Genomic DNA, 18,096 nt, shown 5'->3' on the forward strand with positions numbered 1-18,096 from the left:
GGCCGAGACCGGCCGGGCATCCGATCAGACAATCACGAAAGCAGGCGAAAATGCCAGCGCGGCAAAAGCGTCAGCCGTCGATCAGGACCTCGCCGAAGAGCCTGTTCTGGACCGCGCGCGGCTTGGCTGCCTCCGCCGCGTCGGCGGCCATGAAGGACGACTTGCCCCCTTCGAGCTCGGCGGGAAGGACCATCACCCGGACGAACGCCGCATTGGTGCCGCCGATATTGGTGCCGACCACCATGTCGGCGCCGGTCTCGAACCAGGCCATGCCGGCGTCGATCCGCTCGACCGTGTCGCCGACCTCGGCGAGGATGCGGCCGAAGACGAGGCGGCGGATACCCGGCCCGCGATGGCCATGGCGCGGCGTCGCGGCGCCTGGCGGCGATTCGATCCGGTCCGCCCGCACGAGGCTCGCCGGGCCGAAGGTCGGCCTGACGAGTTCGGATCGGACGATCTCGGCGCCCTCCAAGGACGCGGCGTCCGGCGCGGCGAGACGATAGATCCACGCGCGTCCGTTGCCGCCCAGCCGGGCCCCGTTCGGCGCGAAGGCGCCGTCGTCCTCGCCGAGGTCTCGGACGTCGCCGTCCGGGCCGATGAGGGTGAGCGCGCCTGAGACGGCGTAGACGAAGACGGTGCCGTCCGCCGGCAGCGTGATGCCCGGCTCCGCGTCATAGACGGTGAGGCGGAAGCGGGCGGGGGTGGCCGAGGCGGGCGTCATGATGCGGCCTTCGCGCGCTTCGCATGGCCGAGGATCGAGCGGACGAGAAGGCTGTCGGCGTCGAGATATTCGTCGAGAATGTCGAAATGGTTGAACCCGGGCAGGACATGCACGGCCGGATCGAGCCCATTGCGTCGCAAATGGTGCGAATAGCGATAGCTCTGGTCGATCCAGTGCCACGGCTCCTTGCCGCCGACGAAAAGGGCGACCGGGCATGACAGGAGCGGCGACCGCGCCTCCACATTGCGCCGGGCGATGAGCGCCTCGGTGAGATTGAGCTCGGCGTTGACGGTCGTCAGCCGCGCGGGGGTCGGGTCGTAGATGCCGCTGATCAGCGTCGCGCCTTTGACCGGGGCGGTGAAGCCTTCGCGCGCCCAATCATAGGCGATGATCTCGGCGCCGAGATGGGCGCCGGCGGAGTGACCGGACAGGGTGATCGCCGCGGGATCGCCGCCGAAATCGCCGATCTTGCGCGCGATGAAATCCATCGCCGCAATGGCCGAGGCGGCGACCGCGTCGAGCGTCGAGGCCGGGCACAGCTCATAATTGGCGATCACGGTGGTGATGCCGCGCGGCACCAGCGTACCGGCGATAAAGGCGAAATTCGCCTTGTCCTGCGCCCGCCAATAACCGCCATGCAGGAAGAGATGGACCGGGGCTCTGTCACCCGCCGGATAGATATCGAGCGTGTGGAGCGGATGGTCGCCATAGGCGACGCTCTCGTGACGCGTCAGCGTTTTCGCGGCATCATTGGCCGGCGCGCGATGGGCCCGATAACGCTCATAATCCGGCACGGCGTTCTGGGGATTGTACTGGAACTCGTGCTCTTCTGGCGTCAGACTGGTCCAGATCGGCGGACTCGTCATGAAGGCGTCTCCTCAATCGGTGCGCATTGGGCGAGAAATTGACGGGGCAAAATGCCCTGGTCTCCATAACTTAAATTGCTAGCGTATGGTGAGAAAAATCCCAATCCGGTCTTGCGGCGCACGGACGATAATGGTTCTTTCAGACGCCAGATTGAGTCGGATTTGGGCGTAAACGGTTGCGATCCGGCGCGCGATAGGGAGAACGCGGTGAAAGTCACGTCGGTCCAGTGCATCGCCCTGACCGCCCCCCTTTCCGAGGGGAAGGCGTATGGGATGTCGAAGTCGCTCTCCGGCGGGCGCCAGTCGACCTTGGTGAGGCTCACCCTCGAAGACGGAACCGAAGGATGGGGCGAGGCCTGGGGGATGCCCGAGGTCAACCTTGTCTATGAGCGCTTCCTCGCGGCCTACATCGTCGGCACCGACGTCTTCGATATCGAACACGTGTTCGGCCGGATCCTCGCGCGGCACTATCATTTCGGCATCCAGAACCAGATGATGGCGATGATCTCCGGCATCGACATCGCCGCCAAGGACGCCGCCGGCAAATTGCTCGGCCTGCCGGTGAGCCGGCTGATCGGCGGCAAGCGCGTCGATGCCGTCCCGTTCTACGCCTCCGGCGGCTATCTGACCGAGACGCCCGATGCCGATTTCGCGCCGCAGATCGAGGCGATGGCCGAAGCGGGCTATGCGGCGGTGAAGATCAAGATCGGCGTGTCGCCCGCGAGCGACGAGACCCGTGTCGCGACCGCCCGGCGCATTCTCGGCGATGACGTCGAGCTCCTCGTCGACATCAACACCAACTACACCCACGATATCGCGCTCGAATCCATCGCCCGCCTCGCGCCCTACCGGGTCGGCTGGGTCGAGGAACCGCTTGCCCCGCAGGACGTCGCGGGCCTCTCCCGCCTCAACGAACGCGTCGCGGTGCCGATCGCGACCGGCGAGGCGCTCTATACCGCGTTCGACTTCAAGCGTCTGACCGACGCGAACGCCGCCGATGTGCTCCAGCCGGACCTCACGCTGTGCGGCGGCTTCTGGCAGGGGCGCAAGGTCGCCGAGCTCGCCCTCGCGAGCCATGTGCGCGTCAGCCCGCATGTCTGGGGCGGCGCGATCGGGCTTGCTGCGGCGCTCCATTATATCGCCGCGCTGCCAGTCTATCCGCACGCCGACAATATCCCGAAGCCGACGCTTCTCGAATACGATCTCGGCCACAATCCGCTGCGCAGCGAGATCCTGAAGACGCCGATCGTCCCCGATGGAAACCGGATCGCCGTGCCCGAAGGCCCCGGCCTCGGCGTGGACGTCGATCTCGATGCGGTCGAGCGTTATGCCGTCCGCTGAGGTCGCGCCGGCTGGCGCCGTCCCGGTCGGGACCGTTCTCGCGATCCGCGATCTCAAGACCCATTTCTTCACCGATGCCGGGGTGGTGAAGGCCGTCAACGGCGTGACGCTTCAGGTCCGCGAGGGTGAAACGCTCGCAATCGTCGGCGAGTCGGGGTCGGGCAAGTCCGTCACCGGCCTCACGGTGATGCGCCTTCTCGCCCGCACCAGCGCGCGGGTGACGGGCGGAAGCGTCACCTTCCGCGGCCGGGAGGGGGAGGCGGTGGATCTCCTCGCTTTGCCGGAGCCCGACATGCAGCGCCTGCGGGGCCGCGACATCGCGATGATCTTTCAGGATCCGATGTCGAGCCTCAATCCGATGTTCACCGTCGGCGAGCAGATCGCCGAGCCGATCCGCATCCACAAGGGGCACGACCGCCGCACCGCCCGCAAGGAGGCGCTCGCCCTCCTCAAAGAGGTCGGCATCTCCGACCCCGAACGGCGCATCGACGCCTATCCGCATCAGCTTTCCGGTGGGATGCGCCAGCGCATCATGATCGCCGTGGCGCTCGCCTGCGAGCCGCGCCTTCTCATCGCCGACGAGCCGACGACCGCGCTCGACGTCACGATCCAGGCCCAGATCATCGCCCTCCTGAAGCGGCTTCAGGAGCGGCACCGGATGGCGATGATCTTCGTCACGCACGACCTGAAGCTGGTCGGCGAAATCGCCGATCGCGTCGCGGTCATGTATGCGAGCCAGGTGGTGGAGGAGGGGCCCGTCGAGGACGTGCTCGCCCGCCCGCGCCATCCTTATACCAAGGCACTGATGGACTGCATTCCGCGCCGCGATTACGGCGTCGCCGAGGGTACGGGCCTCAAACCCATTCCGGGCCTCCTTCCCAACCCGCTCTCCCCACCCGACGCATGCCGCTTTCACGAGCGCTGCGCCTTTGCCGAACCGCGCTGCGCGGAGATCGAGCCGGTCCTCGAAGCGGTCGACCCGAGCCACGATGTGCGCTGCCTGCGCTGGCGGGAGATCGCACTATGAGCGAGGTGGCGGAGATGGAACGGGAGGCGGCGAGCACGGCGCGTCCGCTCGTCGAGGCGCGCGGCCTCACCAAGCATTTCGGTGGCGGGGGCGGGCTCCTGTCGTCGAAGTCGCGGCCGGTGCGCGCGGTCGAAGGCGTCGACCTTTCGATCGCGGCCGGCGAGGTGCTCGGCGTCGTCGGTGAATCGGGGTCCGGCAAGTCGACCCTCGGCCGCCTGGTGCTTCGCCTCATCGAGGCGACGGAGGGCACCGTCTCGTTCGACGGGACGGACCTCAACGGCTTGTCGTCCGGGGAGTTGCGCGCGTTCCGGCGCAACATGCAGATGATCTTTCAGGATCCGTTCGCGAGCCTCAACTCGCGCATGACGATCCGCGACGCGCTGCTCGAGCCGATCACCCTCCATCGCGGCGTCAAGGGCCGCGAGGCGGTGGAGCTCGCCGAGGGGCTGATGCAGCAGGTCGGCCTCACGGCCGAGCAGATGAAGCGCTATCCGCGCGCCTTCTCGGGGGGGCAGCGGCAGCGTGTGGCGATCGCGCGGGCGCTTGCCTCCGCACCGCGCTTCATCGTGGCGGACGAGCCCGTCTCCGCGCTCGACGTGTCGGTTCAGGCCGAGGTGGTGAACCTCCTGCAGCGCCTCCAGCGCGAGCTCGGCCTCTCGTTGATGTTCATCAGTCACGATCTGTCGGTGGTGGAGATCATCTCCGACCGCGTGATGGTGCTTTATCTCGGGCGGGTGATGGAGGTCGCGCCGACGCGGCAGCTCTATCAAAACCCCGCCCATCCCTATACGGCCGCGCTGCTCCAGGCAGTCCCCGGCGCGCGCTCGGCTGAGGACAGGCTGATCCTCGCCGGCGAGATCCCGTCGCCGGCCAATCCGCCGTCGGGCTGCGTGTTCCGCACGCGCTGCCCCTTCGCGATCGCCGCGTGCGCCGAAACGGTTCCCGAGCTGCGCGAGGTCGCGCCCGGCCAGAAGAAGGCATGCATCCGCGATGACCTCACCCTCTGATCCGCGTGGCGCGCTCCCGGCGCGCGTCCTCGTCGTCGGCGGGCGCGGCTTCGTCGGCTCCCATGTGGTGCGGGCGCTCGTCGAGGCGGGCGCGGCGGTGCACGTCTTCGGCCCGCCGATGGCGGACGATCTCCTCGCCCCGCTCGCCGGCCGCTTCGAGGAAACCGAAGGCTCCGTCGAGGACCGGGACGCCCTTGCGCGGGCGATCGCGGCGAGTGGCGCGGAGGCGATCGTCACGACAGCGGCCTACAGCGCCGGCCGGCAAGGGCTGATGCGCTCGGGCGACGAGGCGGCCGACAAGGCGCTCGCCGTCAACGTGGCGGGCCTGCGCAACGTGTTCGAGGCGGCGCGCGAGGCCGGGGTCGCCCGTGTCGTGTGGACCTCGTCGACCGTCGTCTACGGGCCGGCCGACCGCTACGGGCCCGAACGGGTCGACGAGGACGCGATGCGCGCCCCCGTGACCTTTTACGGCCTCACCAAAGTCCTCGGCGAGGACATCGCCCAATATGGCCGCGACCGGCACGCGATGGCGATCACCGGCCTTCGCCTGCCGCTCGTCCTCGGTGAGGGGCTCTGGTATCAGGGCGCGGCGAGCGCGATCGCGGAGATCGCCTCGGCGGCGCGGCCGGGCGCCGTGCACGCGGTCGCCTTCCATGACGATCCGATGGACCTCATGCACGTCTCCGACGTCGCCGGCGCGATCCTTGCCGCGCTGCGCACCCCGGACCTCAGTGCCGTCTACAACATCAACGGCTTCACCGCCCGTCTGTCGGACGTGATCCGCACCGCCGAGGCGCGCGTGCCGGGATACCGCGTCACGCACACCGAGCGGCCGGCCGCCAACACCTTTCCCCTGATCGACGATGCTCGCTTTCGCCGCGATGCCGGATTCGTCCCGGCGCGCGGGCTCGACGAGGTCGTCGCCGACATGCTCACCGAGGAGGTTTGATGTACGAAGCGCGCCTGAAGGAATTGGGGCTGACATTGCCGGATGCGGCGGTGCCGTCCTTCGATTATGTGCCCGTCACCGTGCACCAAGGTGTCGCCTATGTGAGCGGCCAGCTTCCGAAGGTCGACGGCGAGATCCGCGTCACCGGGAAGGTCGGCGCGGAGGTGGACCTCGAAACCGCGCAGGGCGAGGCCCGGATCTGCATCCTCCAGGCGCTCGCGTGCCTGAAGGCCGAGCTCGGCTCGCTGGAGCGCATCGTCAGGATCCTCAAGGTCAACGGTTATGTCGCCTCGGCGCCGGGCTTCAATGCGCAGCCGAAGGTGATCGACGGCGCGTCCAACCTGATCGGCGAGATCTTCGGCGAGGCGGGGCGTCATGCCCGCGCGGCGGTCGGCGTCGCCGAGCTTCCGCGCAACACGCCCGTCGAGATCGAGATGATCGTCGCCGTGCGGGACTGAGATCGAAGCGAAGGGGAGGCCGGCGCCGCGACAGGCCATGCGGGCCCGCCGCGCTTCCGGCCGGTCCTTCCGATGAAAACACGGCAGAGAAGAGGGGATAGGTAGAGACGAGATGACCAGACATTCACTGAAGCGGGCCTTCGTCGGCGCCCTCCTGTGCGGGGTGGCGGCGATCACGGCGCCGGGCGCGTTCGCCGAGGATCTTTATGGTCCGATCCCCGCGAATCCGACGATGGGCGGAGCGCTCAATATGGGCCTCCTCGTCGAGCCGCCCGGCCTCGACCCGTTCCACCAGGCCGCCGACGCGCGCATCCGCGTCACCGTCCTCATGTATCAGGGCCTCTTCTATGAAGGGGGCAATGGCGAGGCGATCCCGTTGCTCGCCGAGAGCTTCGAGGTCTCCGAAGACGGCCTCGAATACACGATCAAGCTGCGTGACGGCGTCGTCTTCCACAATGGCGAGGCGATGGACGCCGAGGACGTCGCCTACAGCTACAACTATATTCGCGATCCCGAGAACGGCTCCCCCGGCGCCGGCGACTTCTCCGTGATCGAGAATGTCGAGGTGGTCGATCCGCTGACGGTGAAGTTCATCCTCTCGGCGCCGAACGCCTCGCTCCCGATGACGCTCGGCAACAAGTATGGCGCGGTCGTCCCCGCCGGCTATTTCGACGATCCGAGCGCCAAGAACCGGATGAACGCCGAGAGCGTCGGCACCGGACCGTTCAAGCTCGTCGAGTTCAACCCGAACTCCAACCTCCTCCTCGAGCGCAATGAGGATTATTGGGAGGAGGGCGTTCCCTATCTCGACGAAATCGACTTCGCCTTCCTGCCGAACAGCGCGTCGATGCTGGTCGCCCTGCGCAACAACCGCATCGACCTCGTGAAGCTCGAGCGGCCGCAGGACGTGCAGCAGGTGGAATCGGTCGAGGGCCTCGAAGTGGAGCGTTGGCCGTCGCTGAACCAGAAGCCGATCGATCTCGGCGCCGAGCTCGCGCCGCTCGACGATGTGCGCGTGCGCCAGGCGATCGCGCTCGCCGTCGACAAGGAGGAGATCAAGAACGCCTCCGTCGGCGACTATGGCGAAGTGATCACCACGATGCCGGCCGGCATGGCCGATGCGTGGGGCGTGCCGACGGACGAGCTGTCGTTCATGTCGCGCGATGTCGAAAAGGCGAAGGCGCTGCTCGCCGAGGCCGGCCATCCGGACGGGTTCGACCTCACCCTCACCACCATCAACGGCTATGACTGGATGGATCCGGCCGCGGTGACGCTCAAGGAGCAGCTCGCCGAGATCGGCATCAATCTCAACATCCAGCGGGTCGATCTCGGCGTGTGGATCGACAATTTCCGCGGCAAGACGATGGGGTTCACCTTCAACGATTGGGCCTCGCAGCCGGATCCGCACCTCCTCTTCTATCGTCACTTCCACAAGCAGCCGGAAGGCGCGGATTTCCGCAACTGGAACAATGACGAAGCGAGCGCGCTCCTCGACGCGGGGCGGGCGGAAAGCGATCCGCAAAAGCGCAAGGAAATCTACGCCGATTTCCAGAAGGTTCTCGCCGAGACGGTGCCGACCATCATGCTCTTCTCCGCCGACCACGTGACGGTGAAGAACGGCAAGGTGCAGAACTTCAGCCAGCATCCGACGGGCTGGTATTACGGCCTCGCCCGGACCTACGTCGGCGAGTGAGCCTCGAGCGGGGCGGACGTCGGTCCGCTCCGCCGGCACGGCGGGCCGCCTCGGTCCGCCGGATCGTATGCAGACCGGGCCGTGCGCGGCCCGTCCTCTTTTCCCGTAAGTGACAGGCGAACGCCTCATGGCCTCCTATCTCGCAAAGCGCCTCGGCGCGTCGATCCTGACCGCCTTTCTCGCGAGTATTCTCGTCTTCATGCTCGTCCGCCTCGTGCCGGGCGACGTGGTGGCGCAAATGATGGGGCAGGCTGGCGGCGCGGAGGCTGAGGCCTCTTTGCGCGCCTTTTTCGGCCTCGATCAGCCGATCTACATGCAATATCTGATCTGGATCGGGAACGTCCTCCAGGGCGATCTCGGCACGAGCTGGGCGCGTGGCCTGCCGGTCTCCGACATGGTCGGAAAGGCGTTCATGGTGACGCTCGAAATCGGCATCGTGACGCTCGTCGTCGCGACGCTCGTCGGCGTCCCCCTCGGCGTGATCGCGGCGATCTACGAGGGGCGGCCGCTCGATACCATCATCCAGGGCTTCAATCTTCTCGGCCTCGCCGCGCCGGTCTTCTGGGTGGGGCTGATGCTCCTCGTCGGAGTGTCGAGCGCGCTCTCCTGGTCGCCGCCGCTGCGGTTCGTGCCGCCGACGCGCTCCCTCGCCGACAATATCGCGATCCTCGTGCTGCCGGTCGCGAGCCTCGCGCTGCTGCAAGCGGCCGCCTACAGCCAGTTCGTGCGCCAGAACGTCGTCTCGGCGATGCACCAGGAATATGTGCGCACCGCGATCGCGAAGGGCGTGCCGGTGCGGCTGATCTTCTTCAAGCACATCCTGCGCAACGTGCTCGTCCCGATCGTGACCTTCATGGGGCTGATCCTGATCCAGATCCTCGGCGGGGTGGTGATCATCGAGTCCCTCTTCGCGCTGCCGGGGCTCGGCCGTCTTCTTCTCAATGCCATCGAGACGCGCGACTACCCGGTGGTCCAGGGCGCGCTGCTCCTCGTCGTCGTCGCGGCGATGGTGGTCAATCTCGTCGTCGATCTCGCCTATCGGCTGATCGATCCGCGCCTGCGTACCGCGTGAGGGCCTGAATTCATGAAAGCGATGACGATGACCCGTAACGGGCGCCCCTCGACCCTTGCCCGGATCGCCCGCGAGCCGGGGCTCGTGCTCGGCACCATCCTGATCGTGTTCCTCGCCTTGGTCGCGCTCTTTCCGGGGCTGTTCGCGAGCCAGTCGCCGAACGCGATCTCCGTTCCCGATGCGTTGCAGCCACCATCGGCAGCCCACTGGTTCGGCACCGACGATGTGGGGCGCGATCTCTATGCCCGCGTCGTCTATGGCGCGCGCGTCACCTTGTCGATCTGTGCGGGCTCGCTTCTCCTGTCGGCGCTGATGGGCGGGCTTCTCGGCCTGATCTCGGGCTTCTTCGGCGGCTGGGTGGACCAGGTCCTCGGCCGCCTCATCGACGTGATGCTGAGCTTCCCGCCGATCATTCTCGGCGTGATCATCACCGGCGTTCTCGGCCCGGCGACGCACAATCTGATCCTTGCGTTGTCGATCGTCTATCTCCCGGTCTTCTTCCGCATCGCGCGGGCGGGGGCGATGTCGGAGACAGGGCAGACCTATGTCGAGGCGGCGCGCAGTATCGGCCTCTCGGAAGGCGCGATCCTGCGCCGGCACGTCACGCGCAACGTGACGCCGCTGATCCTGACCCAGTACATGATCCTGTTTCCGCTGATCCTTCAGATCCAGGCGGCGCTCGGCTTCCTGGGACTCGGCGTTCAGCCGCCGACGCCCGACTGGGGCGCGATCCTCGAAGGCGGCAAGGACTACATCCTCTTCGCTCCGTGGATGTCGATCTTTCCGGGGGCGGCGGTGCTCGTGACGGCGCTCGCGCTGATGCTCGTCGGACGTGGGCTCCAGCGGCGCATCGACCGGCGCTGACCGGACGGGGCGAGGCGGGCGCCTCGCCGGGCGGTGCCCGGCCGTTTCGGTGATCGCCGGGCGGTGCCCGGCCGTTGCAGTGATCGCCGGGCGGGCCGCTGGCGCCATGGCCGGATGGCGGTGCGCCTCAGAACCAAATCGCGCGCCAGGCCGGGGCCGGGCGCGCGATCATCACACAACGAAAACAAAGGGTGCGCTGCGGGCAGGCAGGCGCACCCTCGGCATCAGTTTTCCATGTACTGGGACTGGTTCGCCTTCTCGACGTCGGCCTTGAAGGTCTCGAGGAGTTCCGTCGCGTCGTCGCCGAGCTGGGAGGAGATGTGCTCCTCGAACGCCGGGAGCGTCACTTCACGCATCTTGGCGCGATCCTCCGGCGACAGCGCCGTCACCTTCATGCCCTTTTCGGCGAGACCCGTCACGCCGCGCTCCGAGGCTTCGATGATGCGGGCGAGACCGCGAGAGGCGGTGACGCAGGACTGCGCGGCGGTGCGCAGGATCGTCTGCTGCTCCTCGCTCATCCCGTCCCAAAGCGCCTTGTTGAAGATCAGGGTGTAGGGCGAGAAGAGGTGGTTGGTGAGCGTCATGTACTCCTGAACTTCGTTGAAGTTCGAGAAGGAGATGATCGGAATCGGGTTCATCTGCCCGTCGATGACGCCGGTCTGCAGCGCGGAGTACACCTCGCCCCATGCGAGCGGGTAGGCCTCGGCGCCGAGCGCGTTCATAATCGCCTGGTGCGACGGCACCGTCATGGTGCGCAGGCGGATGCCCTTGAAGTCGTCGAGCGTGGCGATCTCGTGGTTGGAGTTCGTCACCGCGAAGAAGCCGCCGGTGTCGGGGAAGCCGAGCACGACGACGTCGCCGAGCACCTCTTCCATGTTCGCCTTCAGCGCCTTGCCGAAATCGCCGTCGAAGACCTCGTAGGTCGCCCCGTTGTCGGCGAAGGCGAAGGGCAGGTTGAGGACGTCGATGTTCGGATAATAGGGGGCGAGGGCGCCCGTGGAGGACAGCGCCGCTTCGATCACGCCGTCCCGCACCATCTGGACCTGCTCGGCGGCGGTGCCGATCTGGTCGTTCGGATAGATCTCGACGGCGATTTCACCGTTCGAGTCCGCCTGGACGATATTCTGGAAAACTTGGGCGCAGGCGTGGGCCGGGTTGTCGTAGGGATCCGGCTTGTTGTTGTGGGACAGGCGGATGGTGACGTCCTGCGCGGAGGCCGCAGTCGCCACGGGGGCGGCGCCGATCGCGACAATCGCGGCGCTCGCCATCAGGGTACGAAGGGTGCTGTTCACGGACGATTTGCTCCTTTCTGGGCTTATTCGACCTGCGCGGCTCACGAGAAACCGAGCGCGCGCGGCACCAGGAGGGCCAGATCCTCCCAGTAGGCGAAGAGGAAGAGGACGGCGATCTCGGCGATCAGGAACGGCCAGAGCTTGCTCGCGATCGCTTCGAGCCGTTCCCCGGTGACGGACGAGAGCACGAAGAGACAGGCCCCGACCGGTGGCGTCATCAACGAGATATTGAGGGCGACGACGAAGATGATGCCGGCATGGATCGGCTCGAGCCCGATCTGGGCGGAGAGAGGGACGAGGACCGGCGCGAGGATGATCAGGATCGCGGTGATGTCCATCACCGTGCCGATCAGGAGAAGGATCGCCACGATCAGGAAGATCACGATATAGCGGTTGTCCGAGATCGCGAGCACGGTGTTCGCGATCTCCTGCGGGATGCGGTTGAAGCTCATCCACCAGCCGAGCATCGACGCGAAGGCGATGATCACGAAGATGACGCCGGTGATGCGCGCCGTGCGCAGGAGCATCCCGTAAAGGTCGCTCACCGAAACATTGCGATAGACGAAGATGCCGAGGAACAGCGCATAGGCGACGGCGAGGGAGGCCGCCTCGGTCGGGGTGACGATCCCGCCGAGAATGCCGCCGAGGATGATGAGCGGCATCAGGAGCGCCGCGATCGAGCGGATCGCCGTCACCGCGACGTCGCGGAACGTCGCCCGCTTCTCCGGGTCGGGGAGGCGGTTGCGGCGGGCGCCGAGCGCGATGATGCCCATGCAGGCGATGCAGATGAAGATGCCGGGCAGGATGCCGGCGGCGAACAGGCCACCGATCGATACGCCCATCAGCGAGCCGTAGACGACCATGAGCCCCGAGGGCGGAATGGTCGGCCCGATGATGGAGCCGGCGGCGGTCACCGCGCAGGCATAGTCGCGCCGATAGCCGTTGCGGACCATCTCCGGCACGAGGGTCTTGCCGAAGGCCGCCGCGTCCGCCGTCGCCGCGCCGGTGAGGCCGGAAAACAGGATCGAGGCGACCATATTGGCGTGCGCGAGGCCGCCGCGGAAATGGCCGACGAGCACGTGGGCGAGCCGCATCAGCTGATTGGTGATGCCGATATGGTTCATGATCTCACCCGCGAGGATGAAGAACGGCATCGCGAGGAAGGGAAAGCTGTCGAGACCCGAGAACATCTTCGACACGCCCATCAGGAGGAAGCGCTGTCCCCCCATGTCGATGAGGCCGGAGAGGCCGGCGAGGCCGATGGCGAAGCCGATCGGCATGCCGATGAGAAGGAGGACGAAGAAAATGACACCGACGAACATCTGATTAGGCCTCGTTCGCCTGGTCGGCGAGTTTCTGCTCTCCCCCGTCCCGGACGAGGACGAGCGCGAGTTGGAGGGCGCAGAGGGCGGCGGCCGCGGGGATCGCGGCGAATGCCGGCCCCATGGACAGACCGAAGATCAAGGCGCGGCGGTTGAAGCCTTGCGCGGTGAACTGGATGCCGAACCACAAGACGTAGAGGAACAAGGCGATCGCGAGGAGATCGCACACGATGAGAAGCGTCCGGCGCAGCCCGTGCGGCAGCCGGTCGAGCACGATGGTGAGGCCGATATGCTCACGCCGCGCGATGGCGCAGGAGATGGCGAGAAGCACGGTCCAGATCATCAAGTACCGGGCGAGGGGCTCCGGCCAATTGAGCTGCCAATGGAAGAAATACCGGTCGAGCACGCCAATCCACACGGTCATCACCAGCGACGCCATCATGATGACGACGATGAACTCGACGATCCGATTGAGGATTGCGCTGAGGGCGCCTGCCTTTTGTCTCATTGACTTCCTTTGACACCTTCGCTTTCGGGGCGCCGCCCCGCATCGTTTCGGTTCTAGTCGCCGATCGGCCGGCCGGAATCGCTCATGTTGAGCGCCGAAAGGCTCGTTCGGATGCGCCGCAGTCCCTCGAGCACGCCAGGACCCAGCATTTCCGCCGTGACGGTGGACAGGATGTCGAGGATCATCAGCAGCGAGTAGCGGCCCGATGTGGGCTTGAAGACCTTGCTGTCGCCGGGGATCGTGAAAGGGAGGAGGAGCTCGGCCTCTCTCGCGAGCGCCGACGTCGGATCGGTGATCGCGATCGTACGCGCGCCATATTGGCGGGCGATCCGCGTCGCCTGCACGACCGAATTGGCGTGGCCGGACGAGGAGATGGCCACGATCGCCGTGTCACGTCCGGCAAGCGCCGCGGTCATGCGCTGCAACTGGCCGTCGGTGTGCGCGGTGATCGCGAGGCCGAAGCGGAAGAGGCGAGTCTGAAGCTCGATCGCCCCCATCGAGGAGACCCCGCCCGAGCCATAGACGATGATCTGCCGCGCCTTCGTCAGATGCTCGGCGGCGGTGTTGATCGTGGTCACGTCGAGGCTGTCGCGGACGCGGTCGAGGGCGGCGACCGCCCCGTCATAGACGGAGTTCACGACACGCGCCTCGCGCTCTTCGCGCTCGAGCGGTTCGGGAAAGAGATAGAGCCCGCCGATCGCGAGGATCTGCGCGAGGCGGAACTTGAAATCGCGCATCCCGTCGCAGGCGAGCGAGCGGCAGAAGCGCGTCACGGTCGGCTCGCTGACGCCCGCCCGCAGCGCGAGCTCGGCGATCGACGCCTTCGACGCATATTCGATGTCGTTGAGGACGACCTCGGCAATCCGCCGTTCCGCCTTGCTGCCATCGGCGGCGAGGTGGCGCATTTGCGCGACGATATCGATCGTCGACGCATCGCTCATGGGTGCGGCCGACGCGCGCGACGCCGTCGTCCCCCACCGTACCCGCACTGTCCGTCAAACCTGTTCATGCGGCTAAGCTGACGGTCAAAATCTAAAAAAGCAACATAGAATTTCGAGCACTCCGTGCCGGAAATGCAGTCAAACCCGTCTATTTTTTCAGCGCTTGAATGAAAGTTTCAGAATAGCGTTGATCTTTGTCGCACCTCCGTCATACGCTCGAAATCGCTGCTGTGGATTGGGTCCGCCCGGTCCGGGGATGGCTCGCGCGCGCCTCCTCGTCTAAGTGGCGAAGGCCGTTCCGGCGCGAGCGTCGGGCGGATGGAATTCTGCTCGTTCAAGGAGAAAATTCGGTGTCTAAGGAATGTTTCGGTTCGGCGGCTGCGCCCCTGTCCCCCGCGGTTCGTGCCGGTGACTACATTTTCGTCTCCGGCCAGGTGCCCGTCGGCGCGAATGGCGAGATGGTCGGCGGATCGATCGAGAATCAGACGCGCCAGGTTCTCAAGAATGTCGAGGCGGCGTTGAAGCTCGCCGGCGCGACCCTCGACGATGTCGTGAAGACGACGGCCTGGCTGCAGGACGCGCGTGACTTCAACGGCTTCAACAAGGCCTATGGCGAAGTCTTCAAGGGCAACTTCCCGGCCCGCAGCACGGCCGAGTCGCGCCTGATGGTCGACATCAAGGTCGAGATCGAGGCGATCGCCTACAAGCCGAAAGGCTGATCCTTTCGGCGGGGGCCGCGTGGTCGCGGCTCCCGCTTCTTCCCACGATTTTGCGGCCGTCCGCCGCTCTTTCGCTCCTCTCGGGAGCAACGCAGGCCATCCCATGAGCTTGGATCTTATCCTCAAGAATGGTCGGGTCATCGACCCGTCGCAGAATATCGATCGTGTCGCCGATGTCGGCTTCGCCGGTGGCAAGGTCGTCGCCGTCGGTGACGCTCTTTCGGCAGACGGGGCCGACGTGCGCGATGTCTCCGGTAAGATCGTGACGCCAGGCATCATCGACCTTCACACCCACGTCTATTGGGGTGGCACCTCCCTCGGCGTCGACGCGGACGAATATGCCCGCCGCAGCGCGGTGACGACCTGCATCGACACCGGCAGCGCCGGGCCGGGCAACTTTGCCGGTTTCCGCAAGCACGTGATCGAGCAGTCCGGCGCGCGCATCCTGGCCTATCTCCACGTCTCCTTCGCCGGCATCTACGGCTTCGAGCCGAGCCTCATGGTCGGCGAGAGCCACGACTATCGCCTGATGGCGGCGCGCAAAGCGGCCGAGGTGATCGGCGCGAACCGCGACCTCATCGTCGGCGTGAAGGTCCGCATCGGCCGCCACGCGAGCGGTCCGGCGGGGATCGATCCGTTGGTCGTCGCGCTCGACGTCGCCGAGGAGATGCAGGTTCCGCTGATGTGCCATATCGACGAGCCGCCGCCCTCCTATGAGGCGGTCGTGTCGATGCTGCGCAAGGGCGACGTCCTCACCCATTGCTTCCGCCCGTTCCCCAACGCGCCGATCGACGGCAAGGGAGGCGTGAAGCCGGAAGTCCTCAAGGCGCGCGAGCGCGGCGTCTATTTCGATGTCGGTCACGGCATGGGCTCGTTCGCCTGGAAGACCGGCCGCGCGATGATGGCCGCCGACTTCCCGCCCGACGTCATCTCCTCCGACGTCCACGCCTTCTGCATCGAGGGGCCGGCCTATGACCAGCTTACCACGATGACGAAATTCCTCGTCCTCGGCATGTCGCTGAACGACGTGATCGCCGCGTCGACCGTCAATCCGGCGAAGGCGCTGCTGCGGCCCGATCTCGGCACCTTCAAGGAAGGCGCGACCGGCGATGCCAGCGTCATCTCGCTGGAGGAAGGTCGCTTCGAGCTCGAAGACGTGCGCGGTGTCGTCGAGACGACCGACAAGAAGCTGAAGGCCGAGGGCGTCGTGATCGACGGCCGTTGGTGGCATCCGGCCTGATCGGGCGACAGCGATGAAATGGGAAACCAACACGAGCGCCGAAATCGCGGCGCTCGACAAGACGACCCCGGTGGTGCTCTCGATCGCGGCGATCGAGCAGCACGGCCCGCACCTCGCCCTCGAGACGGATGCGGTGATCGGTGGCCATTTCCTCGACCGGCTCGACGCCGAACTCGGCGATGCGGTGCTGATCCTTCCGCAGGTGAAGGTCGGTTGCTCCGAGCATCACATGGATTTTCCGGGCACGCTCTCGGTCGGGCATGAGGCGTTCATCCTCTATGTTTCCGATATCGTGACCTCGGTGGCGCGGCACGGCTTCCGCAATATCGTGATCCTCAACAGCCATGGCGGCAACCAGGCCGTCGGCGGCCTTCTTCTCGAAAAGCTCGGCGCGATGCATCGCGATTGCCGCGTCGCCTTCTTCACCTGGTGGCGCCTTGCCGCGCCGGAGCTGACGGCGATCCGCGAGAGCGCGCCCGGCGGCCTCGGCCATGCGTGCGAGTTCGAGACGTCGGTGATGCTCTCGGCGAAACCCGAGGACGTGCGGCGCCAGAAGATCGGCGGCTTCTCCTGCGCGCAGACGTTCGACTGGGACGCAGGCGACATGCTCCTCGGCGGCCGCGGGACGCTGCTGCGGACGATGGCGGAGAAGACCAACGGCACCGGCGTGCTCGGCGATCCGTCCTTGGCGAGCGCGGCGAAGGGCGAGGCGATCACCGCTGCGGTGGTCGACCAACTCGCCAAGGTGGTGAAGAGCCTCGCAGCGGCCGGGCCGAAGCCCATGACGCACCCGGTGATCGGCTGATGGCGGGCGAGCGGGACCACATGGTGTGCACCGCGTGCGGCGCGGTGACCCCGATCGAGAGCGTGCCGTCGACCTGCCCGCAATGCGACGGTATTCTCGATCTCGTTCTGGGCGAGGCGCGCAACGCCGCGCCGGAGGGGCCGGAAAGCGCGGGCATCTGGCGCTTTGCCGAGCATCTGCCCTTCTGCCGGCCGGAGCATCGCATCACCCTCGGGGAGGGGCATTCGCCGCTCCTCGCCGCGCCCCGTCTCGGGGCGGCGCTGGGGGTCGAGGATCTGTGGATCAAGAACGATTCGCTTCAGCCCTCCGGCTCCTTCAAGGACCGGGCGGTGGCGATCGCCACCTCGCTCGCCCGCGAATATGGGCGCGAGGCGATGGTGCTCTCCTCGAGCGGCAATGCCGGCGCGTCGAGCGCGGCCTATGCGGCGCGGGCGGGCCTTCCGCTCTTCGTGCTCGTGCCGAAGACGGCGCCGCCCGCCAAGCTCCGCCAGATCGTCGTCGCCGGGGCGCGTCTCGTCACCGTCGACGGGCAGACGCACGATTGCTGCCGCCTCGCCAAGGAGGCGGCGGAGACGATGGGGTGGGTGAACCTCACCACCACCTACCACAATCCCTATGGCGTCGACGGCTATGCGACGATCGCCTACGAGCTCGCTGACCTTGCACCCGATGTGCTTCTCCTGCCGATTTCGAGCGGCCCGCTGCTCGGCGGTATGATGAAGGGCTTCGAGCGGCTGAAGGCGCTCGGCCGGATCGACAAGATCCCGCGCCCCGTCGCCGTGCAGACCGCGGCCTGCGCGCCGATCGTGAAAGCCTACGAGGAGGGCGGTGCGGTGGAGCCGTGGACCCACCGGCCGACGATCGCCTCCGCCCTCAACGACACGCTCGCCGGCTATGAGCGGGACGGGGACTACACGCTCTCCTTCATCCGCAAGCATGACGGCGCCGCCGTCGCAGTCGACGACGAGGCCATCGTCGAGGCCGTCCGTCTCACCGCGTCGACGGAGGGGGTTGTCCTGGAGCCGAGCGCGGCGGTGCCGATCGCGGCGCTGAAACATGCGCGCGACGCGCTTCGCCTTTCGCCGGGCGATCGGGTCGTCGCGGTCACGACCGGGCACGGACTCAAGGATCTTTCCACCGTGGGTGATGCGGCGCTGCCGGACGCAATCTCCCCGAGTTTCGTGAATTTGCGACCTCTGCTCAACGGATCGACGTGATATTGGTTCGTATATGTGCAGGACGGCGGGAAAATGTTTGGAATTCGATCTGGA

Annotated in this window: 18 protein-coding genes; 12 read left to right on the forward strand and 6 right to left on the reverse strand. The window is 66.6% G+C overall.

Annotated features, from left to right (window positions below):
• Window positions 1-70 precede the first annotated feature (70 nt).
• Both L1787_RS22660 and L1787_RS22665 read right to left on the reverse strand, forming a co-directional pair.
• Window positions 71-721: a cupin domain-containing protein gene (locus tag L1787_RS22660; RefSeq protein WP_235711381.1), complete on the reverse strand. Its 651-nt coding sequence runs from the start codon at window positions 719-721 to the stop codon at window positions 71-73.
• Window positions 718-1,587 carry an alpha/beta hydrolase gene (locus L1787_RS22665; protein ID WP_235711382.1) on the reverse strand — a complete coding sequence of 290 codons (870 nt, stop codon included), beginning with the start codon at window positions 1,585-1,587 and terminating at the stop codon, window positions 718-720. Before L1787_RS22665 ends, L1787_RS22660 begins: the two co-directional genes overlap by 4 nt.
• Window positions 1,588-1,794: 207 nt before the next feature.
• Between L1787_RS22665 and L1787_RS22670 the strand changes: the two genes are divergently transcribed.
• The 8 genes from L1787_RS22670 to L1787_RS22705 all read left to right on the forward strand — a co-directional run bounded on the left by L1787_RS22670 (window position 1,795) and on the right by L1787_RS22705 (window position 9,998).
• Entirely contained in the window at window positions 1,795-2,928 is a 1,134-nt protein-coding gene (locus tag L1787_RS22670) for a mandelate racemase/muconate lactonizing enzyme family protein (RefSeq protein WP_235711383.1), read from the forward strand.
• Window positions 2,915-3,955, forward strand: coding sequence for an ABC transporter ATP-binding protein (locus L1787_RS22675; protein ID WP_235711384.1), 1,041 nt, complete (start codon window positions 2,915-2,917; stop codon window positions 3,953-3,955). Before L1787_RS22670 ends, L1787_RS22675 begins: the two co-directional genes overlap by 14 nt.
• On the forward strand, window positions 3,952-4,962 hold the full coding sequence (locus tag L1787_RS22680) for an ABC transporter ATP-binding protein (protein WP_235711385.1): 1,011 nt from the start codon (window positions 3,952-3,954) through the stop codon (window positions 4,960-4,962). The genes L1787_RS22675 and L1787_RS22680 overlap by 4 nt, the downstream gene beginning before the upstream one ends.
• On the forward strand, window positions 4,946-5,911 hold the full coding sequence (locus L1787_RS22685) for an NAD-dependent epimerase/dehydratase family protein (RefSeq protein WP_235711386.1): 966 nt from the start codon (window positions 4,946-4,948) through the stop codon (window positions 5,909-5,911). Before L1787_RS22680 ends, L1787_RS22685 begins: the two co-directional genes overlap by 17 nt.
• Complete coding sequence (locus tag L1787_RS22690) at window positions 5,911-6,369, forward strand: RidA family protein (RefSeq protein ID WP_235711387.1); 459 nt, start codon at window positions 5,911-5,913, stop codon at window positions 6,367-6,369. Before L1787_RS22685 ends, L1787_RS22690 begins: the two co-directional genes overlap by 1 nt.
• Window positions 6,370-6,481: 112 nt before the next feature.
• A complete protein-coding gene (locus tag L1787_RS22695) occupies window positions 6,482-8,062 on the forward strand; it encodes an ABC transporter substrate-binding protein (RefSeq protein WP_235711388.1) in 1,581 nt (526 codons plus the stop codon).
• A 127-nt stretch (window positions 8,063-8,189) separates the two neighbouring features.
• On the forward strand, window positions 8,190-9,134 hold the full coding sequence (locus L1787_RS22700; RefSeq protein WP_235711389.1) for an ABC transporter permease: 945 nt from the start codon (window positions 8,190-8,192) through the stop codon (window positions 9,132-9,134).
• A gap of 12 nt (window positions 9,135-9,146) precedes the next feature.
• Window positions 9,147-9,998 carry an ABC transporter permease gene (locus L1787_RS22705; RefSeq protein WP_235711390.1) on the forward strand — a complete coding sequence of 284 codons (852 nt, stop codon included), beginning with the start codon at window positions 9,147-9,149 and terminating at the stop codon, window positions 9,996-9,998.
• A 224-nt stretch (window positions 9,999-10,222) separates the two neighbouring features.
• Here the strand turns inward: L1787_RS22705 and L1787_RS22710 are convergent, their stop codons facing one another.
• The 4 genes from L1787_RS22710 to L1787_RS22725 are packed head-to-tail and all read right to left on the reverse strand — an operon-like array spanning window position 10,223 to window position 14,061.
• The gene (locus tag L1787_RS22710) at window positions 10,223-11,290 is read right to left on the reverse strand and encodes a TRAP transporter substrate-binding protein (protein ID WP_235711391.1); all 1,068 of its coding nucleotides are present in this window, start codon (window positions 11,288-11,290) and stop codon (window positions 10,223-10,225) included.
• A 41-nt stretch (window positions 11,291-11,331) separates the two neighbouring features.
• A complete protein-coding gene (locus L1787_RS22715) occupies window positions 11,332-12,612 on the reverse strand; it encodes a TRAP transporter large permease (protein ID WP_235711392.1) in 1,281 nt (426 codons plus the stop codon).
• A 4-nt stretch (window positions 12,613-12,616) separates the two neighbouring features.
• Complete coding sequence (locus tag L1787_RS22720) at window positions 12,617-13,120, reverse strand: TRAP transporter small permease (protein WP_235711393.1); 504 nt, start codon at window positions 13,118-13,120, stop codon at window positions 12,617-12,619.
• A gap of 53 nt (window positions 13,121-13,173) precedes the next feature.
• A complete protein-coding gene (locus L1787_RS22725) occupies window positions 13,174-14,061 on the reverse strand; it encodes an SIS domain-containing protein (RefSeq protein ID WP_235711394.1) in 888 nt (295 codons plus the stop codon).
• A gap of 350 nt (window positions 14,062-14,411) precedes the next feature.
• Between L1787_RS22725 and L1787_RS22730 the strand changes: the two genes are divergently transcribed.
• The 4 genes from L1787_RS22730 (at window position 14,412) to thrC (ending at window position 18,042) form a co-directional block, all read left to right on the forward strand.
• On the forward strand, window positions 14,412-14,780 hold the full coding sequence (locus L1787_RS22730) for a RidA family protein (RefSeq protein WP_235711395.1): 369 nt from the start codon (window positions 14,412-14,414) through the stop codon (window positions 14,778-14,780).
• A 103-nt stretch (window positions 14,781-14,883) separates the two neighbouring features.
• On the forward strand, window positions 14,884-16,020 hold the full coding sequence (locus L1787_RS22735; protein ID WP_235711396.1) for an amidohydrolase/deacetylase family metallohydrolase: 1,137 nt from the start codon (window positions 14,884-14,886) through the stop codon (window positions 16,018-16,020).
• Window positions 16,021-16,033: 13 nt separating this feature from the next.
• Complete coding sequence (locus L1787_RS22740) at window positions 16,034-16,825, forward strand: creatininase family protein (protein WP_235711397.1); 792 nt, start codon at window positions 16,034-16,036, stop codon at window positions 16,823-16,825.
• Window positions 16,825-18,042, forward strand: coding sequence for a threonine synthase (thrC, locus tag L1787_RS22745; RefSeq protein WP_235711398.1), 1,218 nt, complete (start codon window positions 16,825-16,827; stop codon window positions 18,040-18,042). Before L1787_RS22740 ends, thrC begins: the two co-directional genes overlap by 1 nt.
• The last annotated feature ends 54 nt before the right edge of the window (window positions 18,043-18,096 follow it).

Origin of the sequence: Acuticoccus kalidii (genome assembly GCF_021556395.1) — a bacterium.
Classification (GTDB): Bacteria; Pseudomonadota; Alphaproteobacteria; order Rhizobiales; family Amorphaceae; genus Acuticoccus; species Acuticoccus kalidii.